Source organism: Tepidimonas sp. HKU77 (genome assembly GCF_049728535.1).
Classification (GTDB): domain Bacteria; phylum Pseudomonadota; class Gammaproteobacteria; order Burkholderiales; family Burkholderiaceae_C; genus Tepidimonas.
Genome location: NZ_CP187300.1, coordinates 189,951 through 205,909, shown reverse-complemented (window position 1 = coordinate 205,909; position 15,959 = coordinate 189,951). Strand labels below are relative to the sequence as shown.

General features: G+C 67.9%; 16 protein-coding genes. 11 read left to right on the top strand and 5 right to left on the bottom strand.

Features of this window, described 5'->3' with window-relative positions:
• Positions 1-31 precede the first annotated feature (31 nt).
• Entirely contained in the window at positions 32-622 is a 591-nt protein-coding gene (gene phaP, locus ACPP3B_RS00895) for a TIGR01841 family phasin (RefSeq protein ID WP_424859461.1), read from the bottom strand.
• A gap of 95 nt (positions 623-717) precedes the next feature.
• Positions 718-1,761 (bottom strand): DMT family transporter, encoded by a 1,044-nt coding sequence (locus tag ACPP3B_RS00890; protein ID WP_299019528.1) that lies wholly within the window; start codon positions 1,759-1,761, stop codon positions 718-720.
• A 120-nt stretch (positions 1,762-1,881) separates the two neighbouring features.
• Between ACPP3B_RS00890 and ACPP3B_RS00885 the strand changes: the two genes are divergently transcribed.
• The 10 genes from ACPP3B_RS00885 to ACPP3B_RS00840 all read left to right on the top strand — a co-directional run bounded on the left by ACPP3B_RS00885 (position 1,882) and on the right by ACPP3B_RS00840 (position 11,313).
• Positions 1,882-2,859, top strand: coding sequence for a histone deacetylase family protein (locus ACPP3B_RS00885; protein ID WP_424859460.1), 978 nt, complete (start codon positions 1,882-1,884; stop codon positions 2,857-2,859).
• 35 nt (positions 2,860-2,894) lie between these two features.
• Entirely contained in the window at positions 2,895-3,311 is a 417-nt protein-coding gene (locus ACPP3B_RS00880) for an acyl-CoA thioesterase (RefSeq protein WP_299019522.1), read from the top strand.
• Complete coding sequence (locus tag ACPP3B_RS00875; RefSeq protein WP_424859459.1) at positions 3,308-4,105, top strand: nitroreductase; 798 nt, start codon at positions 3,308-3,310, stop codon at positions 4,103-4,105. Before ACPP3B_RS00880 ends, ACPP3B_RS00875 begins: the two co-directional genes overlap by 4 nt.
• A gap of 5 nt (positions 4,106-4,110) precedes the next feature.
• On the top strand, positions 4,111-5,127 hold the full coding sequence (locus tag ACPP3B_RS00870) for a 2-hydroxyacid dehydrogenase (RefSeq protein WP_299019520.1): 1,017 nt from the start codon (positions 4,111-4,113) through the stop codon (positions 5,125-5,127).
• Positions 5,128-5,231: 104 nt separating this feature from the next.
• The gene (locus ACPP3B_RS00865) at positions 5,232-8,069 is read left to right on the top strand and encodes a monovalent cation/H+ antiporter subunit A (protein WP_299019519.1); all 2,838 of its coding nucleotides are present in this window, start codon (positions 5,232-5,234) and stop codon (positions 8,067-8,069) included.
• A gap of 2 nt (positions 8,070-8,071) precedes the next feature.
• Positions 8,072-8,437, top strand: a complete 366-nt coding sequence (locus tag ACPP3B_RS00860) for a Na+/H+ antiporter subunit C (RefSeq protein ID WP_424860205.1) — start codon at positions 8,072-8,074, stop codon at positions 8,435-8,437.
• Complete coding sequence (locus ACPP3B_RS00855) at positions 8,437-10,101, top strand: monovalent cation/H+ antiporter subunit D (protein ID WP_299019518.1); 1,665 nt, start codon at positions 8,437-8,439, stop codon at positions 10,099-10,101. Before ACPP3B_RS00860 ends, ACPP3B_RS00855 begins: the two co-directional genes overlap by 1 nt.
• On the top strand, positions 10,098-10,679 hold the full coding sequence (locus ACPP3B_RS00850; RefSeq protein ID WP_424859458.1) for a Na+/H+ antiporter subunit E: 582 nt from the start codon (positions 10,098-10,100) through the stop codon (positions 10,677-10,679). Before ACPP3B_RS00855 ends, ACPP3B_RS00850 begins: the two co-directional genes overlap by 4 nt.
• The gene (locus ACPP3B_RS00845; protein WP_299019516.1) at positions 10,676-10,957 is read left to right on the top strand and encodes a K+/H+ antiporter subunit F; all 282 of its coding nucleotides are present in this window, start codon (positions 10,676-10,678) and stop codon (positions 10,955-10,957) included. Before ACPP3B_RS00850 ends, ACPP3B_RS00845 begins: the two co-directional genes overlap by 4 nt.
• Before the next feature lie 11 nt (positions 10,958-10,968).
• Positions 10,969-11,313, top strand: coding sequence for a Na+/H+ antiporter subunit G (locus ACPP3B_RS00840; protein WP_299019515.1), 345 nt, complete (start codon positions 10,969-10,971; stop codon positions 11,311-11,313).
• Here ACPP3B_RS00840 and ACPP3B_RS00835 read toward each other — a convergent pair.
• Genes ACPP3B_RS00835 through earP form a run of 3 tightly spaced genes read right to left on the bottom strand, consistent with a single transcriptional unit; the run spans position 11,310 to position 13,975 of the window.
• Entirely contained in the window at positions 11,310-12,209 is a 900-nt protein-coding gene (locus tag ACPP3B_RS00835) for a TIGR00730 family Rossman fold protein (protein ID WP_424859457.1), read from the bottom strand. The two genes, ACPP3B_RS00840 and ACPP3B_RS00835, sit on opposite strands and share 4 nt — an antisense overlap.
• Positions 12,209-12,763, bottom strand: coding sequence for an elongation factor P (gene efp, locus ACPP3B_RS00830; protein WP_299019511.1), 555 nt, complete (start codon positions 12,761-12,763; stop codon positions 12,209-12,211). The genes ACPP3B_RS00835 and efp overlap by 1 nt, the downstream gene beginning before the upstream one ends.
• Before the next feature lie 39 nt (positions 12,764-12,802).
• Positions 12,803-13,975 (bottom strand): elongation factor P maturation arginine rhamnosyltransferase EarP, encoded by a 1,173-nt coding sequence (earP, locus tag ACPP3B_RS00825; protein ID WP_424859456.1) that lies wholly within the window; start codon positions 13,973-13,975, stop codon positions 12,803-12,805.
• Here earP and uvrC point away from each other — a divergent pair.
• The gene (uvrC, locus tag ACPP3B_RS00820) at positions 13,974-15,956 is read left to right on the top strand and encodes an excinuclease ABC subunit UvrC (protein ID WP_424859455.1); all 1,983 of its coding nucleotides are present in this window, start codon (positions 13,974-13,976) and stop codon (positions 15,954-15,956) included. The two genes, earP and uvrC, sit on opposite strands and share 2 nt — an antisense overlap.
• Positions 15,957-15,959: the final 3 nt, after the last annotated feature.

Genomic DNA, 15,959 nt, shown 5'->3' with positions numbered 1-15,959 from the left:
AGGAGACAACTCGTGACAATGGCCCCGGGCGTCAGCCCGCGCTGCTGCTGCGGCGCGGGCGCGCCGGTGCCTTGGCGGGGGCGGCCGCCGTGGTGTTCGCGTGCAGGTGTTGCTGGGCCTGCTCGGCGGCCTGGTGAAACTGCTGGGCCGCCAGCTCGTTGGCCTGCCGCACGGCTTGCTGGATGGTTTCCATGGCCGAGGTGGCGGCGTTGACCGCGTTGCGCATGGCCTCGACGGCGGCTTCGGTGCCAGCCGGGGCATTCTTGGCGATGTTGTCCATCACCGCCTGCGCCTTGAGCTGCACGTCGGCGGCGTTGTGCTCGGCCAGTTCGGTGAAGGCACTGCTGGTGCTGGCGGCGATGTCATACAGCTGGCGGCTGTAGGCGATGGCTTTTTCGGCCAACGGCTGCAGTAGCGCGGCCTGGCGCTGCAGCAGTTCTTGTGCATCTTTGGCCGACAGCAGGGCCTGCGTCTGATCGGCGGAGTCGCGCAGCGCGGCACGGGTGGCTTGCAGGTTGAGTTCGACCAGCTTTTCGACCCCCTCGAACGCCTTGCGGGTCAGCCCGAAGAGCATGTCGATGTTGGCCTTGTGGGCGGCCGCCAGTTGTTCTGGGGTCAGCATGGTTTCCTCCGAAAGTGGGTGACTGCTTTTGCTGCGCTGCAGCATGCGTTGATTATCACGCATTGCAGGCACCTTGGCAATCCCCCTGTGTGAGGCTAGTGCTTGTGTCGATGATGAATGTCCGGAAAATGCGGATGTCGGTGCGTGATGGCCTGGTGCCGATGCACATGCACATGGGGCTCTCGCCCATCCCAGGCAAAGGCATGTTCATGCTGGTGGTGCTCGTCGTGGACATGGGCATGGCTGTGTTCTAGTGGCTCATGTGTGTGTTCGTGTTCGTGTCGCTCGGTCAGGTGCAGCCAGATGCCCAAAACCATCAACCCGCACGCTACCCAGAACCCGGGTCCAACCGATTCGCCCAACCACCACAATGACACCAAAGCGCCAATGAACGGTGCCACGGAGAAATACGCACCGGCGCGGGCGGTACCCAGGCCTCTGAGCGCAAGCACAAACAACACCAGGCTGATGCCATAGCCCAACAGCCCCACCACCATCGCAGCCAGCACGCCGGGTAGCGTGGGCCAAAGCGTACCCAGGGCCATGGCCGCAGTGACGTTCACACAACCGGCCACAAGCCCCTTGCTGCCCGCGATGAACAACGCATCGGATGCGGATACCTTGCGCGTGAGGTTGTTGTCGATGGCCCAACACAGGCAGGCCAGCACGATCAGCCCCGCGCTCCAGTTCATTCCGGTCTCTGCCGCCCCTTGGGCTGGCCACGACAGAATCAAGCCGCCTGCCACGATGGCCATCATGCCCGCCACCACCCGTCGATCGGCATTTTCCTTGAAGATCACCCAGGCCAAAACGGCAGTGAGCACCGTTTCAAGATTGAGCAGCAAAGAGGCCGTGGCCGCGGCTGTGTGCTGCAGGCCTAGCATCAGGGCTACGGGACCCAACACACCTCCAAACAAGATCGCGCCTGCCAGCCACGGCCAATCGTCCGGTCGCATTCCGGTGGTATGCCAGCCTTGGTCACGCCACAGCCGCGCGGCCATCAAGCCAATACCGCTGCCCAGGTAAAGCAGCCCACCCAGCAAAACTGGCGACACCGACCCCAGTAATAGTTTGGCGAATGGCGTGCTCAAACCGAACAGGACTGCCGCGCCGAGCGCGAACCAAATACTGGCTTTCATGGGGTTGGGGAGAGTTTGCGCAACGGTACGCTGTCGTGAGTATTCCACACGCCGGGCGCGCACTGGCAGCCATCTCCCCGCGGGCGGATGCCGGCGGATCTTCCTGGCACACTTGGCGTCATGCAGGTGTTTTATGCCACGCAGTTCGTGTTGCCGCTGCCCGCGGGTCACCGCTTTCCGATGGCCAAGTACGCGCTGCTGCGCGACGTGTTGGCCCGCGAGCCGGACATCCGGCTGCGGCTGGCCGAGCCGGCCAGTGACGGCGAGCTGGCGCTGGCGCACACGCCTGCGTACGTCGATGCCGTCGTGCACGGCGCGCTGAGCGCGGCGCAGCAGCGCGAGATCGGATTTCCGTGGAGCCCGGCGATGGTCGAGCGCGCACGCCGTTCTGTGGGGGCGACGGTGCAGGCGTTTCGCGTCGCGCTGGCGGGCGAGGGAGTGGCGGCCAATATCGCGGGCGGCACCCACCATGCCTATCCAGACAAGGGCAGTGGGTTTTGCGTCTTCAACGACGTGGCGGTGGCGGCCCGCCTGTTGCAGGCGGAGTGGGCGCGGCGGGGCGCAGCCCAGCGTGCGCGGCCGCTGCGTGTGGCCATCATCGACCTGGATGTGCATCAGGGCAACGGCACGGCGCGCATCTTCCGCGACGACCCGTCGGTCTTCACGCTGTCGCTGCACGGGGCGCGCAATTTTCCGTTTCGCAAGGAGCCCAGTGACTGTGATGTCGAACTGCCCGACGGCTGCGGCGATGCCGAGTATTTGGAAGCGCTGGAGTGGGCACTGGGCGAGCTGGAGCGGCGCTTCGCCGCAGACGCGGTGTTGTACCTGGCGGGGGCCGATCCGCACGAGGGCGATCGGCTGGGCCGCCTGAAGCTGACCGACGACGGTATGGAGGCGCGCGACCGGCGCGTGTTCGAGTGGGCGTGGCAGCGCCGATTGCCGCTGGCGATGGTCATGGCGGGCGGCTACGGGCACGACATCGCCACCACGGTGCGCGTGCAGTGCAACACCTACCGTGTCGCACTCGCGTACTGGCGGCGCTGGCGGGCGATGGCAGAATCGGGCGAGACCCGTCGACAACAGGAGTATTCCCCGTGACGCATGGCAGCACTGCCACTGAACGGCCCCAGCCTTTGCCCCGATCCCATTACCGCGCCTGGGTGCCCATTGGCACGCGCTGGGCGGACAACGACATTTACGGCCACGTCAACAACGTGGTATACTACAGTTGGTTCGACACGGCGGTCAACGGTTACTTGATCGGCCGCGGGGCGCTAGACATCCATGTGGGGGACGTGATCGGGCTGGTGGTCGAGACGCAGTGTCACTACTTTGCGTCGCTGGCGTTTCCGCAGCCCGTGGAGGCGGGGCTGCGCGTGGCGCACATCGGCCGATCCAGTGTGCGTTACGAGGTCGGCATCTTTGCCACGGGCGCCGACACCTGCGCCGCGCGGGGGCACTTCGTGCACGTGTACGTGGATCGCGTCAGCCGGCGTCCAGTGCCGGCGCTGCCCGCCGCGCTGCGTCGCGTTTTGGAGGAATTGCAATGAACGCTTCAGTACCCGCTGCGTCGGGGGTCGCCCAAGGCGAACCAGAAATCGCGCTGCCGCGGCTGGAGCTCGATCCGCTGCGTGCGGCGGCGCGCGCCATCGACCCCGCGCAGGTGGAGGCGGCCATCGTCGGGCGGCGTTCGGTGCGCGCCTTTTTGCCGCGGCCGGTGCCGCGGCCGCTGATCGAGCGGCTGCTGCAAGTGGCGGCGCGCGCGCCATCGGGCACCAACACCCAGCCGTGGAAGGTCTATGTGCTGCAGGGCCGTGCGCGCGACACGCTGGTCGAGCAGGTGTGCGCCGCGCACGATGCGATCCGTGCCAACCCGGCGCTGGCGGCCGACTATCAGGAGGCCTATGACTACTACCCCAGCCAGTGGGTTAGCCCCTACATCGACCGCCGCCGCGAAAACGGCTGGGGGCTGTACGGGCTGCTGGGCATCGGCAAGGGCGACAAGGACAAGATGCACGCGCAGCACCAGCGCAACTTTCGCTTCTTCGACGCGCCGGTGGGGCTGATGGTGACGATCGACACCGTGATGGGACGCGGCTCGCTCGTGGACACGGGCATGTTTTTGCAAAACCTGATGATCGCCGCGCGCGCGCACGGGCTGGATACCTGCCCGCAGGCGGCCTGGAATGCCTATGCCCGCATCATCCTGCCGCACATCGGCGCCAGCGAGCACGAGATGCTGGTGTGCGGGATGTCGCTCGGCTATGCCGACCCGGACGCGCTGGTCAACCGGTTTGTCACCCCGCGCGAGCCGATCGAGCGCTTCGTGACCTGGGTGGAGTAAGTGCGATGGACGGACATCCGTGCGCATCGGCAAGCGGCGGCCGACCCGCAGTATTGGTGGCGCGGGCGGTCTTTCCCGAGGCCGTCGAGCGCCTGCGCCAGCACTTCGACGTCGAGGACAACCCCACGGACGAAGAGTGGCCGCGCGAGGCGTTGATCCGTCGCCTGCAGGGCAAGGCCGGTGTGCTGCTGACGGGCACCCAGCGCGTCGATGACGCGCTGCTGCGCGCCTGCCCCGCGCTGCGCATCGCGGCCAACATGACGGTGGGCTATAACAACTTCGACGTCGAGGCGATGGATGCGCACGGTGTGGTGGGCACCAACACGCCAGGCGTGCTGACCGAGACCACGGCCGACTTTGGCTTTGCGCTGCTGCTGGCCGCGGCGCGGCGCGTTACCGAGAGCGAGCGCTTTTTGCGCGCCGGGCAGTGGACGCGCTGGTCATACGATTTTTTCGTCGGCGCCGAGGTACACGGCACGACGCTAGGCATTTTGGGCATGGGCCGCATCGGGCAGGCGATCGCGCGCCGGGGCGCGCACGGCTTTGGCATGCGCGTGCTCTACCACAACCGGCACCGGCTGGATGCAGCGGTGGAGGGGGCGTGCCGCGCCACCTGGGTGGACAAGGACACGCTGCTGCGCGAGTCGGACCACTTGGTGCTGGTGCTGCCCTATACACCGCAGAGTCACCACACCATCGGTGCGGCGGAGCTGGCGCGCATGAAGCCCAGCGCCGTGCTGGTCAACCTGGCGCGCGGCGGCATCGTGGATGATGCGGCGCTGGCCGAGGCGCTGCGCGAGCGCCGCATCGCCGCCGCGGGGCTGGACGTGTTCGAGGGCGAGCCGACGGTGCACCCGGGGTTGCTTTCGGTGCCCAACGTGGTGCTCACGCCCCACATCGCCAGCGCCACGCTGCGCACGCGACGCGCCATGGTCGATCTGGCGGTGGACAATCTGATTGCGTATCTGACAGAAGGGCGGGCGCTGACGCCGGTGAACCAGCCGCCCGCGCCGCGCGCGTGACCTGGCGTGCCGGGGGGCTGGCGCACTTGCCTACAATCCGGGGCGTCATTCATCCTGCGGTGGTCGCCCTTCGGGGGTGCCCGCCCGTGCCTTGAGTCCATGCGATGACTCTGCTGTTGATCGTTTTTTTGCCCCTGCTGTTGGGGACTGCGCTGACGGGGGTGCTCGGCGGGCGCTCGCGTCGTGCCGCGGCGCTGGCCGCCGCCGCCGTCACCGTCGGCAGTCTGGTGTTGCTGCTGCTGCAGGCCCCGGCCGCCTGGAGCGGGGTGGGGGAGCGGGCATTTTTCCCTTGGGTGCCCGAGATCGGCCTGCACCTGAGCTTGCGGCTGGACGGGCTATCGTTGATGTTCGCCGGGCTGATCACGGCCATCGGCCTGCTGATCATCCTGTACGCCAGTTACTACCTGTCGCCACAGGACTCGGCGGCCAAGTTCTACGCGCTGCTGATGCTGTTCATGGCCGCCATGCTGGGCGTGGTGCTGTCGGACAACCTGCTGGTGCTGGTCGTGTTCTGGGAGCTGACCAGTGTGTCGTCCTTTTTGCTGGTGGGCTACTGGAGCCATCGGCCCGATGCGCGCAGCGGTGCGCGCCAGGCGCTGGCCGTCACGGGTGGCGGTGGGCTGGCGATGCTGGGTGGCTTTGTGCTGCTTGGGCTGATCGCGGGCACCTTCGAGATCAGCGAGATGACGGGGCGCGCGGCGGAGATCCAGGCCGATCCACTGTTCCTGCCGGCGCTGCTGTTGATTTTGCTGGGCGCGTTCACCAAGAGCGCGCAGTTTCCGTTCCACTTCTGGCTGCCCGACGCGATGGCGGCGCCCACACCGGTGTCGGCGTACCTGCACTCGGCCACCATGGTCAAGGCAGGCGTTTTTTTGCTGATGCGGCTGCACCCGGTGCTGGCGGGGTCGGGGTGGTTCGAGGCGATCGTGACCACGGTGGGGGCGGTGACGCTGCTGTTTGCGGCCTTCATCGCCCTGTTCAAGCATGATCTCAAGGGGCTGCTGGCGTATTCGACGGTCAGCCACCTGGGGCTGGTGACGTGTCTGGTGGGGCTGGGCTCGCCGCTGGCGGCGGTGGCGGCGGTGTTTCACGTGCTCAACCATGCAACGTTCAAAGCCTCGCTGTTCATGGTGGCGGGCATCGTGGACCACGAGACGCACTCGCGCGATATGCGTCAGCTCGGGGGCCTGTGGGCCTTCATGCCGTGGACGGGGGCGCTGGCGCTGGTGGCCGCCGCCGCCATGGCGGGGGTGCCGCTGACGAATGGCTTTTTGTCGAAAGAAATGTTTTTTGCCGAGGCCGTGACGGCGGCGACATCGCCGTGGGGCGCGCTGCTGCCCGTGGTGGTGACGCTGGCCGGGGCGTTCAGCGTGGCGTATTCGCTGCGGCTGGTGCACGATACCTTCTTCAACGGCCCGCTGGGCGAAGTGCCCAACGCCCACCCGCACGAGCCGCCGCTGGGCATGAAGCTGCCCGTGGCGCTGCTGGTGCTGCTGTGCCTGCTGGTGGGGGTGCTGCCGGCGCTGGTGGCCGGGCCGCTCGTCGATGTCGCCGCCCGCGCCATGGTGGGGGGCGCGTTGCCAGCGTATCACCTGTCTTTGTGGCACGGGTTCAATGTACCGCTGCTGATGAGCGCGCTGGCGCTCGTCGGTGGGGTGGCGCTGTACGCGGCGCTGGTGCGGGGGCGGCGCCTGCACCGCATCGTGTCGGAAGACTGGTTTGGCCGCTGGACGGGGCGTGCGCTGTTCGAGTCGGCCGTGGACGCGCTGTTCGGTGTCGCTGGACGCCTGACGGTGGCGCTGGAAAACGGCTCGCTGCAGCGCTACCTGGTGTGGTTGTTGGGGGCGGCCATCGTGGTGGCGGCCGCGCCATTGGTGGGGCAGCCCATCGGCACGGGTGGGCGCACGCCGTTGGATGCCAACGTGCTGGCCGTGGTGGTGTGGCTGTTGCTCGCGGCGACATGTATCGCCTTGGTGCTGACCCACCACCAGCGCTTCCTGGCCGTGGTGCTGGTGGGGGTCGTGGGGTTGGTGACGTCGCTGACCTTCGTCAGCCTGTCGGCGCCCGATCTGGCGTTGACGCAGCTGTCGGTGGAGCTGGTGTCGACCGTGCTGTTGCTCATTGGGCTGGCGCTGCTGCCCCAGTACACGCCGCGCGAGTCGTCGGCCAACCGCCGGCTGCGCGACGCGGCACTGGCGCTGGCTGCGGGCGCTGGTATCGCCTGGATCGCCTGGGTGATGCTCACGCGCGATCACGCCTCCATCGCCTGGTACTTTTTGGAGCAGTCGCTGCCCAAGGGCGGTGGCAGCAACGTGGTCAACGTGATCCTGGTCGATTTCCGCGGCTACGACACCTTTGGCGAGATCACCGTGCTGGCCATCGCGGCCATCGGCGTGCTGGCACTGATGGAGGGCATGCGCGTGCACCGCCCGCCGGTCGACGAACAGGGGCGGCGCTGGACGTTTGCGCAGCATCCCTTGCTGTTGCGGGTGGCGGCGTCGGTGGTGTTGCCGGTGGCCTTGGTGGTGGCGCTCTACATCTTCATGCGTGGCCACAACATGCCGGGCGGGGGCTTCATCGCGGGCCTGGTGACGGCGGTGGCCATCGTGCTGCAATACATGGCGATGGGGCAAGGTCCCGCCGAAGCGCTGTTGCGTGCCCAGGGCGGACGGCGTTACGTGCGCTGGATCGGATCGGGGCTTGCCATCGCGGGGTTGACGGGGGCGGGGGCCTTCGTTTTTGGTCGGCCATTCCTGACCAGTGCGCATGGGCACCCCTATGTTCCGCTGCTGGGTGAGCTGCCGCTGGCATCAGCCGCGCTGTTCGACCTGGGGGTGTATGCGACCGTGGTGGGCGCCACGTTGTTGACGATCTCCGTCCTCGGGGCGGCGAGCGTCGACGGGCCCCAGTCGGCCGACGGACACCAGGAGCAACGCTCATGAGCATGGAATTTCTCGTCGCCACCGGCATTGGCATGGTGACCGCGTGTGGCGTGTACCTGCTGTTGCGCGGGCGCACCTTCCCCGTCGTGCTGGGCCTGTCGCTGCTCGGCTACGCGGTCAACGTCTTCATTTTCGTCATGGGGCGGCTGTGGACCGATGCCCATCCCATCCTGATCGGCAACGAGCCAGTGGCCGATCCGCTGCCGCAGGCTCTGGTGTTGACGGCGATCGTGATCGGCTTTGCCACCACGGGGTTCGTCGTCGAGCTGGCCCTGCGCAGCGCGCACGAGGCGCGCAGCGATCACGTCGATGGCGCCGAGCCGGGCGGCCGCGGTGGCGCGGCGGGCCGTGATGGGGGGGCGGGTTGATGCAGGCCCTGCTGGCATTCTGGGGGACGCATGCGCCCGTGCTGTCGGTGCTGCTGCCGTCGTTGACGGCGGTGGCCTTGTTGTTGCTGGGCGACCACGATGGCCTGTCGGCCCAAGGTGGACCGCACGGCGGCGCGCGCGTGCGCTGGCGGCGCGCGCTCAGCCTGGCGTCGGCCGCGTTGGGCCTGGCCATGGCCGTGGGGCTGGTGGCGCGCGCGGCCAGCGGCGAGCTGATGGTCTACGAGCTGGGCGAGTGGCCCGCGCCGTTCGGCATCGTGCTGGTGTTGGATCGACTGTCGGCCCTGATGGTGCTGCTGACGCAAGCGGTGGCCGTGCCCGTGCTGTGGTATGCCTGCGGCGGCTGGGACGTGCGCGGGCGACATTTCCACGCGGTGTTTCACTTCCAGCTCATGGGGCTCAACGGCGCCTTCCTGACCGGCGACTTGTTCAACTTGTTCGTCTTTTTCGAGGTGCTGCTGATCGCGTCCTACGTGCTGATGCTGCACGGCCTGGGGCGCGAGCGCCTGCGCATGGGCGTGCACTACGTGGTGCTCAACCTGACGGCATCGGCGCTGTTCCTCATTGGGTTGGCGATGTTTTACTCGGTCACCGGCACGCTCAACATGGCCGATGCGGCGCTGCAGGTCGCGCGCCTGGAGGGCGATGCGCTGCGGCTGGCACAGTCGGCAGCGCTGATTCTGCTGGTGGTGTTCGGGCTCAAGGCCGCGCTCGTGCCGCTGTACTTTTGGTTGCCGGGCACCTACGCCGCGGCCAGCGCGCCGGTGGCGGCGCTGTTTGCCCTCATGACCAAGGTCGGGGTGTACAGCATCGTGCGCGTGCACTGGGTGATTTTCGGGGTCGACGCCGGGGCGGCGTCGTTGACGGCGCAGTCGTGGCTGTTGCCGGCGGCGCTGCTGACCAGTGTGCTGGGCGTGCTGGGGGCGTTGGCGGCGCACACCCTGGCACGCATGGTGGCGTACCTGACCGTGTCTTCCGTGGGCACGATCCTCACCGGGGTGGCGCTGTTTACGCCGGCCACGCTGTCCGCGGCGCTGTACTACACGCTGCACAGCACTGTGGTGATCGCGGGTTTGTTCTTGTTCACCGAGCTGGTGGCCGCCCAGCGCGGGACGATGCACGACCGCCTGCAGCCCGCCCCTGCCGTGCGCGAGCCCGTGCTGCTGGGAGTGATGATGCTGTTTGGTGCTGCGTCGGCGGCCGGTCTGCCGCCGCTGCCCGGTTTTTTGGGCAAGCTGATGCTGCTGCAGAGCACGGCGGATTTGCCCGTGCAGCCGTGGGTGTGGGCCGTGGTGCTGGGCGTGGGGTTTATGACCCTGCTGGGCTTGGCGCGGGCAGGGGTGGTGATGTTCTGGCACGTGCAGCCCGATGACGGCAGCGTCACTGCGGCGGGCAGTAGCGCGCGGTTGCTGGCTGCACCGTGGATTTTCATGGGGCTGACGGTGGCGATGGCACTCGCGGCAAGTCCCATCAAGGCCTATACCGATGCGCTGGCCCAGCAGTTGACCGACAAGGATCATTACGCGGCCACCGTGCTGCAGCGCCAAGGTGGCGCGGACGTGCCGACGACGCGGCCGTACGACGGCCGCCGCGTGCTGCCGAACGACGCGGCGCCGACCGGTGCCGCGCAGGAGGACCGCCCATGACCACGCCGACCCCGCGCGCGCCTTTCCACCCCGCCGACGGGACGCCCCGCTGGCGCGTCTGGTTTCCCCATCCCGTGCTGTCGCTGTTGCTGGCGGCGACCTGGCTGGCGTTGTCGCACAGCGTGGCGCTCGTGCACCTATTGACGGCGGTGCTGCTGGGTTGGGGGCTGCCGCGACTGTTGGCCCCGTTTTTGGGTGCGGCCAGTTGCATCCACTGGCCCGGCGCCGTGCGATTGTTCTTCGTGGTGTTGTGGGACATCGTGGTGGCCAATGTGACGGTGGCCCGGTTGACGCTGGGCCCCCTGCAGCGCGTGCAGCCAGCGTGGCTGCGCGTGCCACTGGCCAGCACCCACCCGAGCGTGAACGCTTTGTTTGCCAGCATCATCACGATGACGCCGGGCACCGTATCGGCGGTGGTCGACGAGGAGCGGGGCGAGATCCGCGTGCACGCACTCAACTGCGACCATGCCGCCGCGATGGTGGCGGACATGAAGGCGCGCTACGAGGCGCCCCTGCTGCGGATATTCGGGGTCGATGACGATGCGCATGGTGCATCGGGACGAGGAGGTCGGGGATGAGCAGTGCGCTGTTGGCATGGGCGCTGGACGTGGGCGCGGTGACGGTGGCGGTCTCGGTGCTGCTGTGTGGCTGGCGTCTGCTGCGTGGGCCCGAGCGGCTCGATCGCATCCTGGCGCTCGACACGCTGTACATGGGGATGGTGGCGCTGGTCATCCTGCTGGGGATGCGCTACGACACGCCGCTGCTGTTCGAGGCGGCGTTGATCGTCGCGATGATGGGCTTCGTCTCCACGGTGGCGCTGGCGCGCTACGTGACCCGTGGTGACGTGATCGAGTGAAGGGGAGCGACATGACCGTTTGGCTGGAACACCTAGCTGGGGTGCTGATCCTGGTGGCCTCGTTCTTTTTGCTCGTGGGCTCGATTGGACTGGTGCGCTTTCCCGACTTTTACATGCGGCTGCACGCCCCGACCAAGGCCTCGACCCTGGGCGTGGGGGGCGTGCTGCTGGCGTCGATGCTGGTTTCGCTGGTGCATGGGCGGCCCGGCATCGCCGAGCTGTTGATCACGCTGTTCGTGTTTGTGACCGCGCCCGTGTCGGCCAATCTGATGGCGCAGGCCGCACTGCACTTGCGGCTGGCGTCGCGCGCGCCGGTGCCGCGCGACGCGGTGCCCGAGCGCCGTCACGAGCGCTAAGCGCTGGCGTCAGGTACGCAGGCGGTGGGCAGGTCGTAGAAGGCACGGATGCCGTTCCACGCCGCTTCCGGGGTGTCCACGTAAGTAAAGAGCTCGAGGTCCTCGGGCGAGATGACGCCCTCGTCGACCATCACCTCGAAGTCGATCACCCGCTTCCAGTAATCGCTGCCGTACAGGAAGACCGGCACCGGCTTGGCCTTGTGCGTCTGCACGAGCGTGAGCACCTCGAACAGTTCGTCCAGGGTGCCAAAGCCGCCGGGGAAGGCGACCAGCGCCTTGGCGCGCATCATGAAATGCATCTTGCGCAGCGCGAAGTAGTGAAACTTGAAGCGCAGGTGCGGGCTGATGTAGGGGTTGGGCTCCTGCTCGTGCGGTAGCAGGATGTTCAGTCCCACGTTGGGTGCGCCCAGGTCGTGCGCGCCGCGGTTGGCCGCTTCCATGATGCCAGGGCCGCCACCGGTCACGATATAGAGCTTCGCGGCGTCGGGGCAAGACTGGCTATAGGCAGCCACCAATTGCGCGAAGCGCCGGGCTTCGTCGTAGTAGCGCGCGTTACGGCGAATCGCCGCCGCCCTTCGCACGGCCACCGCATCGCCGCTGGCTTGTGCCTCGGCCCACATGGCCTCGGCCTGGGCCGGCTCGCGAAAGCGGGCGCTGCCGAAGACGACGATGGTGTTGTCGATGCCCGCCTCGGTCTGCGCGAGGTCGGGCTTGAGCAGCTCGAGCTGAAAGCGGATGCCGCGCGTTTCGCGTCGTAGCAGGAATTCGGGGTCGACAAAGGCCAGCCGATAGGCGTCGGGTGCGGGTCGGCTGCCCTCGTCGGACAGCAGGTGCATCTCGACGGCCGCGTCGGCCAGCCGCTGCGTCTGCAGGTCGTGCTCGGGGTCGTGCACCATCAGACGCGCTTGCGGTATTCGCCGGTGCGGGTATCGATTTCGATTTTGTCGCCCTGCTCGACGAAGATCGGCACCATGACCTCGAAACCGGTGGCAATCTTGGCCGGCTTGAGCACCTTGCCTGAGGTGTCGCCCTTGACGGCCGGCTCGGTCCAGGTGACCTCGCGCACGACGGAAGTGGGCAGCTCGATCGAGATGGCCTTGCCCTCGTAGAACACGACCTCGGCGGTCATGCCGTCTTCGAGGTAGTTGAGGGCGTCGCCCATGTTCTCGGCCTCGACTTCGTACTGGTTGTACTCGCTGTCCATCCAGACGTACATCGGGTCGGCGAAGTAGGAGTAGGTGCATTCCTTCTTGTCGAGGATGATGTTGTCGATCTTGTCGTCGGCCTTGAAGACGACTTCGGTGCCGCTGTTGTTGAGCAGCGCCTTGAGCTTCATGCGCACGGTGGCGGCACCGCGGCCGCCGCGCTGGTATTCGGTCTTGAGGACGATCATCGGGTCCTTGCCGTGCATGATGACGTTGCCGGCGCGGATTTCTTGAGCGAGTTTCATGGTAGCTTTGGCGGGAGTTCGTCGAACAAACCGAACATTTTACCCCGCCGAGGTGACGGTTGGGGCGCCGCCCGTTTTGCGCTTGGCCCGCACGAAGGCCAGCAGCCGGGTCAACAAGTCGTCTTGAGCCAGCAAGCGCGTGCGGGCGGTGTGCACCGCGTCGCGCCAGCGCCGCAGGGTGCCGGTGGTCAACGGCGGCGGTTCAACGCCGGGCACGCCGTTCCACACGCGCATCCAGGCGCGCCAGTCGTCGGGCGCGTCCAGCCAGTCCAGAAAAGCGTCCAGCTTGGCGTGGTGGGCGCCGTCGTCCTGGGGGTAGAGTTGCCACAAAAAGGGCTGGCCCGCCCACAGCGCCCGCACGAGCGAATCTTCACCGCGCACCAAATTCAGGTCGCAGGCCCACAGGCGCTCATCGAACGCCGGTTGTGGCACGCTCTCCAGCACGCGCATTCGCGCCCCCGCAGGCAGCGCAGGGGCCAACGCCTGCCACGCCGCGGCGCTGCGGCCCGCGGCCACCAGCCACTGTGCGTGTGTCAGCGCTGGCTGTGCCACCAGCCGCGGCAGGGCGGCTGGCTCGTAGCAAAACAAGCTGACCCACGGCCCGCAGGGGGCGCTGCTCTGGCGGCAGGTGTGGGCGCGCCAGGCCGCCGCGTCGAACGCCCGTTGGCGCGCCATCAGGTCGGCCTCGCGCAGCAGCCCGCCCGTGACGGGTGTGAAACCGGGGAAGAAAAACCACTTGGTTCGGCCCGCCAGCAAGCCATGACAAACGGGCGAGGGCAGTCCATGGCTGCGCGCGACCCACGGCTCGGCGCTCAAGTATTCCAGGTTGAGCCAGACGCTGGGTTGGCCATCGCGGGCCAGCGGGGGCAGCAGGGCCGCGACCCATTCGTCGGGTACGTGGCAGCCAAAGGCCTCGATCAGCACGTCGCCTGGCGGTACGCCCGGTGGTGCGGCGGGTGGTTGGCTCGCGGTGTGCGCCGCCGGCCATTCGTGCACGGTCACGCCCGCCACGCCACCCGTGCGCGCGCCGGGTGCCATCCAGTCCAGGGCGCAGGCGTCGTCGATCCACAGGCGCACGCGCTGGCCCGCAGCGGCGAGTTGGCGGCACAGGCGCCAGCACACGCCGACGTCGCCCCAGTTGTCGATGACGTGGCAAAACACGTCCCAGGTGAGCGCACAATCGGCGGCGGTGTCAGCATCGAGATCGGACATGTCAGGGCAGCATTCGGATGCATTGTTGCGGGCAGTGGCGGCGTTGCCGTCGCTGCCTGGGGTTTACCGCTACTACGACGCGGCGGGAAACCTACTGTACGTGGGCAAGGCGCGGGACCTGAAAAAGCGGGTCAGCAGTTATTTTCAGAAAACGCACGACGGCACCCGCATCGGGCATATGGTCAGCCAGATCGCGCGTCTGGAGACCACGGTGGTGCGCTCCGAGGCCGAGGCGCTGCTGCTGGAAAACAACCTCATCAAGACGCAGCAGCCGCGCTACAACATTCTGTTTCGCGACGACAAGAGCTACCCCTATCTGCGGCTGAGCGCGAGCACCTGGGTGCCGGAGGCGCCGCAGGCGGGACGAGTGCCGGGAGTGCCCAACCCTGACCATTATCCGCGCATGTCGTACTACCGGGGGGCGGTGGATCGACGGCACCAGTACTTCGGCCCCTACCCGAGCGCTTGGGCGGTGAAGGAAACCATCGCGCTGCTGCAGAAGGTCTTTCGGCTGCGCACTTGTGAGGACACGGTGTTTGCGCACCGCACACGGCCGTGCCTGCTGTACCAGATCAAACGCTGCAGCGGCCCGTGCGTGGGTTTGATCAGTCCGGCCGAGTACGCCGCCGACGTGCGCGCGGCCAGCGCCTTCCTCAACGGTGAGAGTCAGGCGGTGCTGGCCGAGTTGGAGGCGCGCATGTTCGCGCACGCCGAGCGGCTGGCATTCGAGCAGGCGGCCGAGGTGCGCAACCAGATCACGGCGCTGTCGCGGGTGCTGCACCAGCAGGCGATGGAAAGTTACGACGACCAGGATGTGGACATCCTGGCGGTGCGGGTGCAGGGCGGGCGCGCCTGCGTCAACCTGGCCATGGTACGCGGCGGCCGCCACTTGGGCGATCGGCCGTCGTTTCCCACCCACGTGGAGGATGGCGCGGCGCTGGCCGACCCGGAGCAGTGCGCATCGGTGGAGCAGCGGGTGCTGGAAGCCTTCATCGCCCAGCACTACACACAGGTGCCGCCTCCCCCCGTGCTGGTGTTGGGTGCGCCGGTGGACGAGGCGCTGCTGGCCGCGCTGTCGGAGCAAAGCGGCGTGCGCGTGCGCGGGGTGTGGCACCCGCGCGAGCAGCGCCGGCAGTGGCTGGAGATGGCGCAGCAAAACGCCGACTTGCAATTGGCCCGGCTGCTGGCCGAGGAGGGGTCGCAGCAGGCGCGCACGCGTGCGCTGGCCGAGGCGCTGGGGCTGCCCACCGACCCGCCCGAAGCGCTGGCCGCGCTGCGCATCGAGTGCTTCGACATCTCGCACACCGCGGGCGAGGCGACCATGGCGTCGTGCGTGGTGTTCGAGGGGCATCAGATGCAGCCCGCGCAGTACCGGCGCTACGCGATCGAGGGCATCACCCCGGGTGACGACTACGCGGCCATGCGCCAGGTGCTGCAGCGCCGCTACGGCAAGTTGGCCGCCGCGTTGGCGGATACCGGCGGCGATGGCGCATTGGGCGCCGAGCCAGCGCGCGTGCGCGGCGAGGCGCGGCTGCCCGATATCGTGCTCATCGATGGGGGCGTGGGCCAGGTGGGCGTGGCGCGCGAGGTGTTCGTGGCGCTGGGGCTGGACCCGGCGCGCCTGGTTGGCGTGGAAAAGGGCGAGGGACGCAAGGTGGGGCGGGAGGAACTCGTTTTCGCCGATGGGCGCGACAAAATCACGCTCCCCCCCGATTCGGCGGCACTGATGCTGGTGGCCCAGATTCGGGACGAAGCGCACCGGTTCGCGATCACCGGTATGCGCGCGCGCCGGGCCCGCACGCGCACCGGCGGCAGCCGGCTGGAGGATATTCCGGGCGTCGGCCCCAAGCGGCGCGCGCGGCTGCTGGCGCGCTTTGGCGGCGTGCGCGGGGTGGCCGCGGCCAGTGTCGAGGACCTGGCCAGCGTCGAAGGCATTTCGCTGGAGCTGGCGCAGACCATCTACCGCGCACTGCACGGATAAACC

What these genes read in the sequence shown, in the direction of transcription:
- phaP (WP_424859461.1), bottom strand. Translation starts at nt 622, where the DNA reads ATGCTGACCCCAGAACAACTGGCGGCCGCCCACAAGGCCAACATCGAC.
- ACPP3B_RS00890 (WP_299019528.1), bottom strand. Translation starts at nt 1,761, where the DNA reads ATGAAAGCCAGTATTTGGTTCGCGCTCGGCGCGGCAGTCCTGTTCGGT.
- ACPP3B_RS00885 (WP_424859460.1), top strand. Translation starts at nt 1,882, where the DNA reads ATGCAGGTGTTTTATGCCACGCAGTTCGTGTTGCCGCTGCCCGCGGGT.
- ACPP3B_RS00875 (WP_424859459.1), top strand. Translation starts at nt 3,308, where the DNA reads ATGAACGCTTCAGTACCCGCTGCGTCGGGGGTCGCCCAAGGCGAACCA.
- ACPP3B_RS00870 (WP_299019520.1), top strand. Translation starts at nt 4,111, where the DNA reads ATGGACGGACATCCGTGCGCATCGGCAAGCGGCGGCCGACCCGCAGTA.
- ACPP3B_RS00865 (WP_299019519.1), top strand. Translation starts at nt 5,232, where the DNA reads ATGACTCTGCTGTTGATCGTTTTTTTGCCCCTGCTGTTGGGGACTGCG.
- ACPP3B_RS00860 (WP_424860205.1), top strand. Translation starts at nt 8,072, where the DNA reads ATGGAATTTCTCGTCGCCACCGGCATTGGCATGGTGACCGCGTGTGGC.
- ACPP3B_RS00855 (WP_299019518.1), top strand. Translation starts at nt 8,437, where the DNA reads ATGCAGGCCCTGCTGGCATTCTGGGGGACGCATGCGCCCGTGCTGTCG.
- ACPP3B_RS00850 (WP_424859458.1), top strand. Translation starts at nt 10,098, where the DNA reads ATGACCACGCCGACCCCGCGCGCGCCTTTCCACCCCGCCGACGGGACG.
- ACPP3B_RS00845 (WP_299019516.1), top strand. Translation starts at nt 10,676, where the DNA reads ATGAGCAGTGCGCTGTTGGCATGGGCGCTGGACGTGGGCGCGGTGACG.
- ACPP3B_RS00840 (WP_299019515.1), top strand. Translation starts at nt 10,969, where the DNA reads ATGACCGTTTGGCTGGAACACCTAGCTGGGGTGCTGATCCTGGTGGCC.
- ACPP3B_RS00835 (WP_424859457.1), bottom strand. Translation starts at nt 12,209, where the DNA reads ATGGTGCACGACCCCGAGCACGACCTGCAGACGCAGCGGCTGGCCGAC.
- efp (WP_299019511.1), bottom strand. Translation starts at nt 12,763, where the DNA reads ATGAAACTCGCTCAAGAAATCCGCGCCGGCAACGTCATCATGCACGGC.
- uvrC (WP_424859455.1), top strand. Translation starts at nt 13,974, where the DNA reads ATGTCAGGGCAGCATTCGGATGCATTGTTGCGGGCAGTGGCGGCGTTG.
- earP (WP_424859456.1), bottom strand. Translation starts at nt 13,975, where the DNA reads ATGTCCGATCTCGATGCTGACACCGCCGCCGATTGTGCGCTCACCTGG.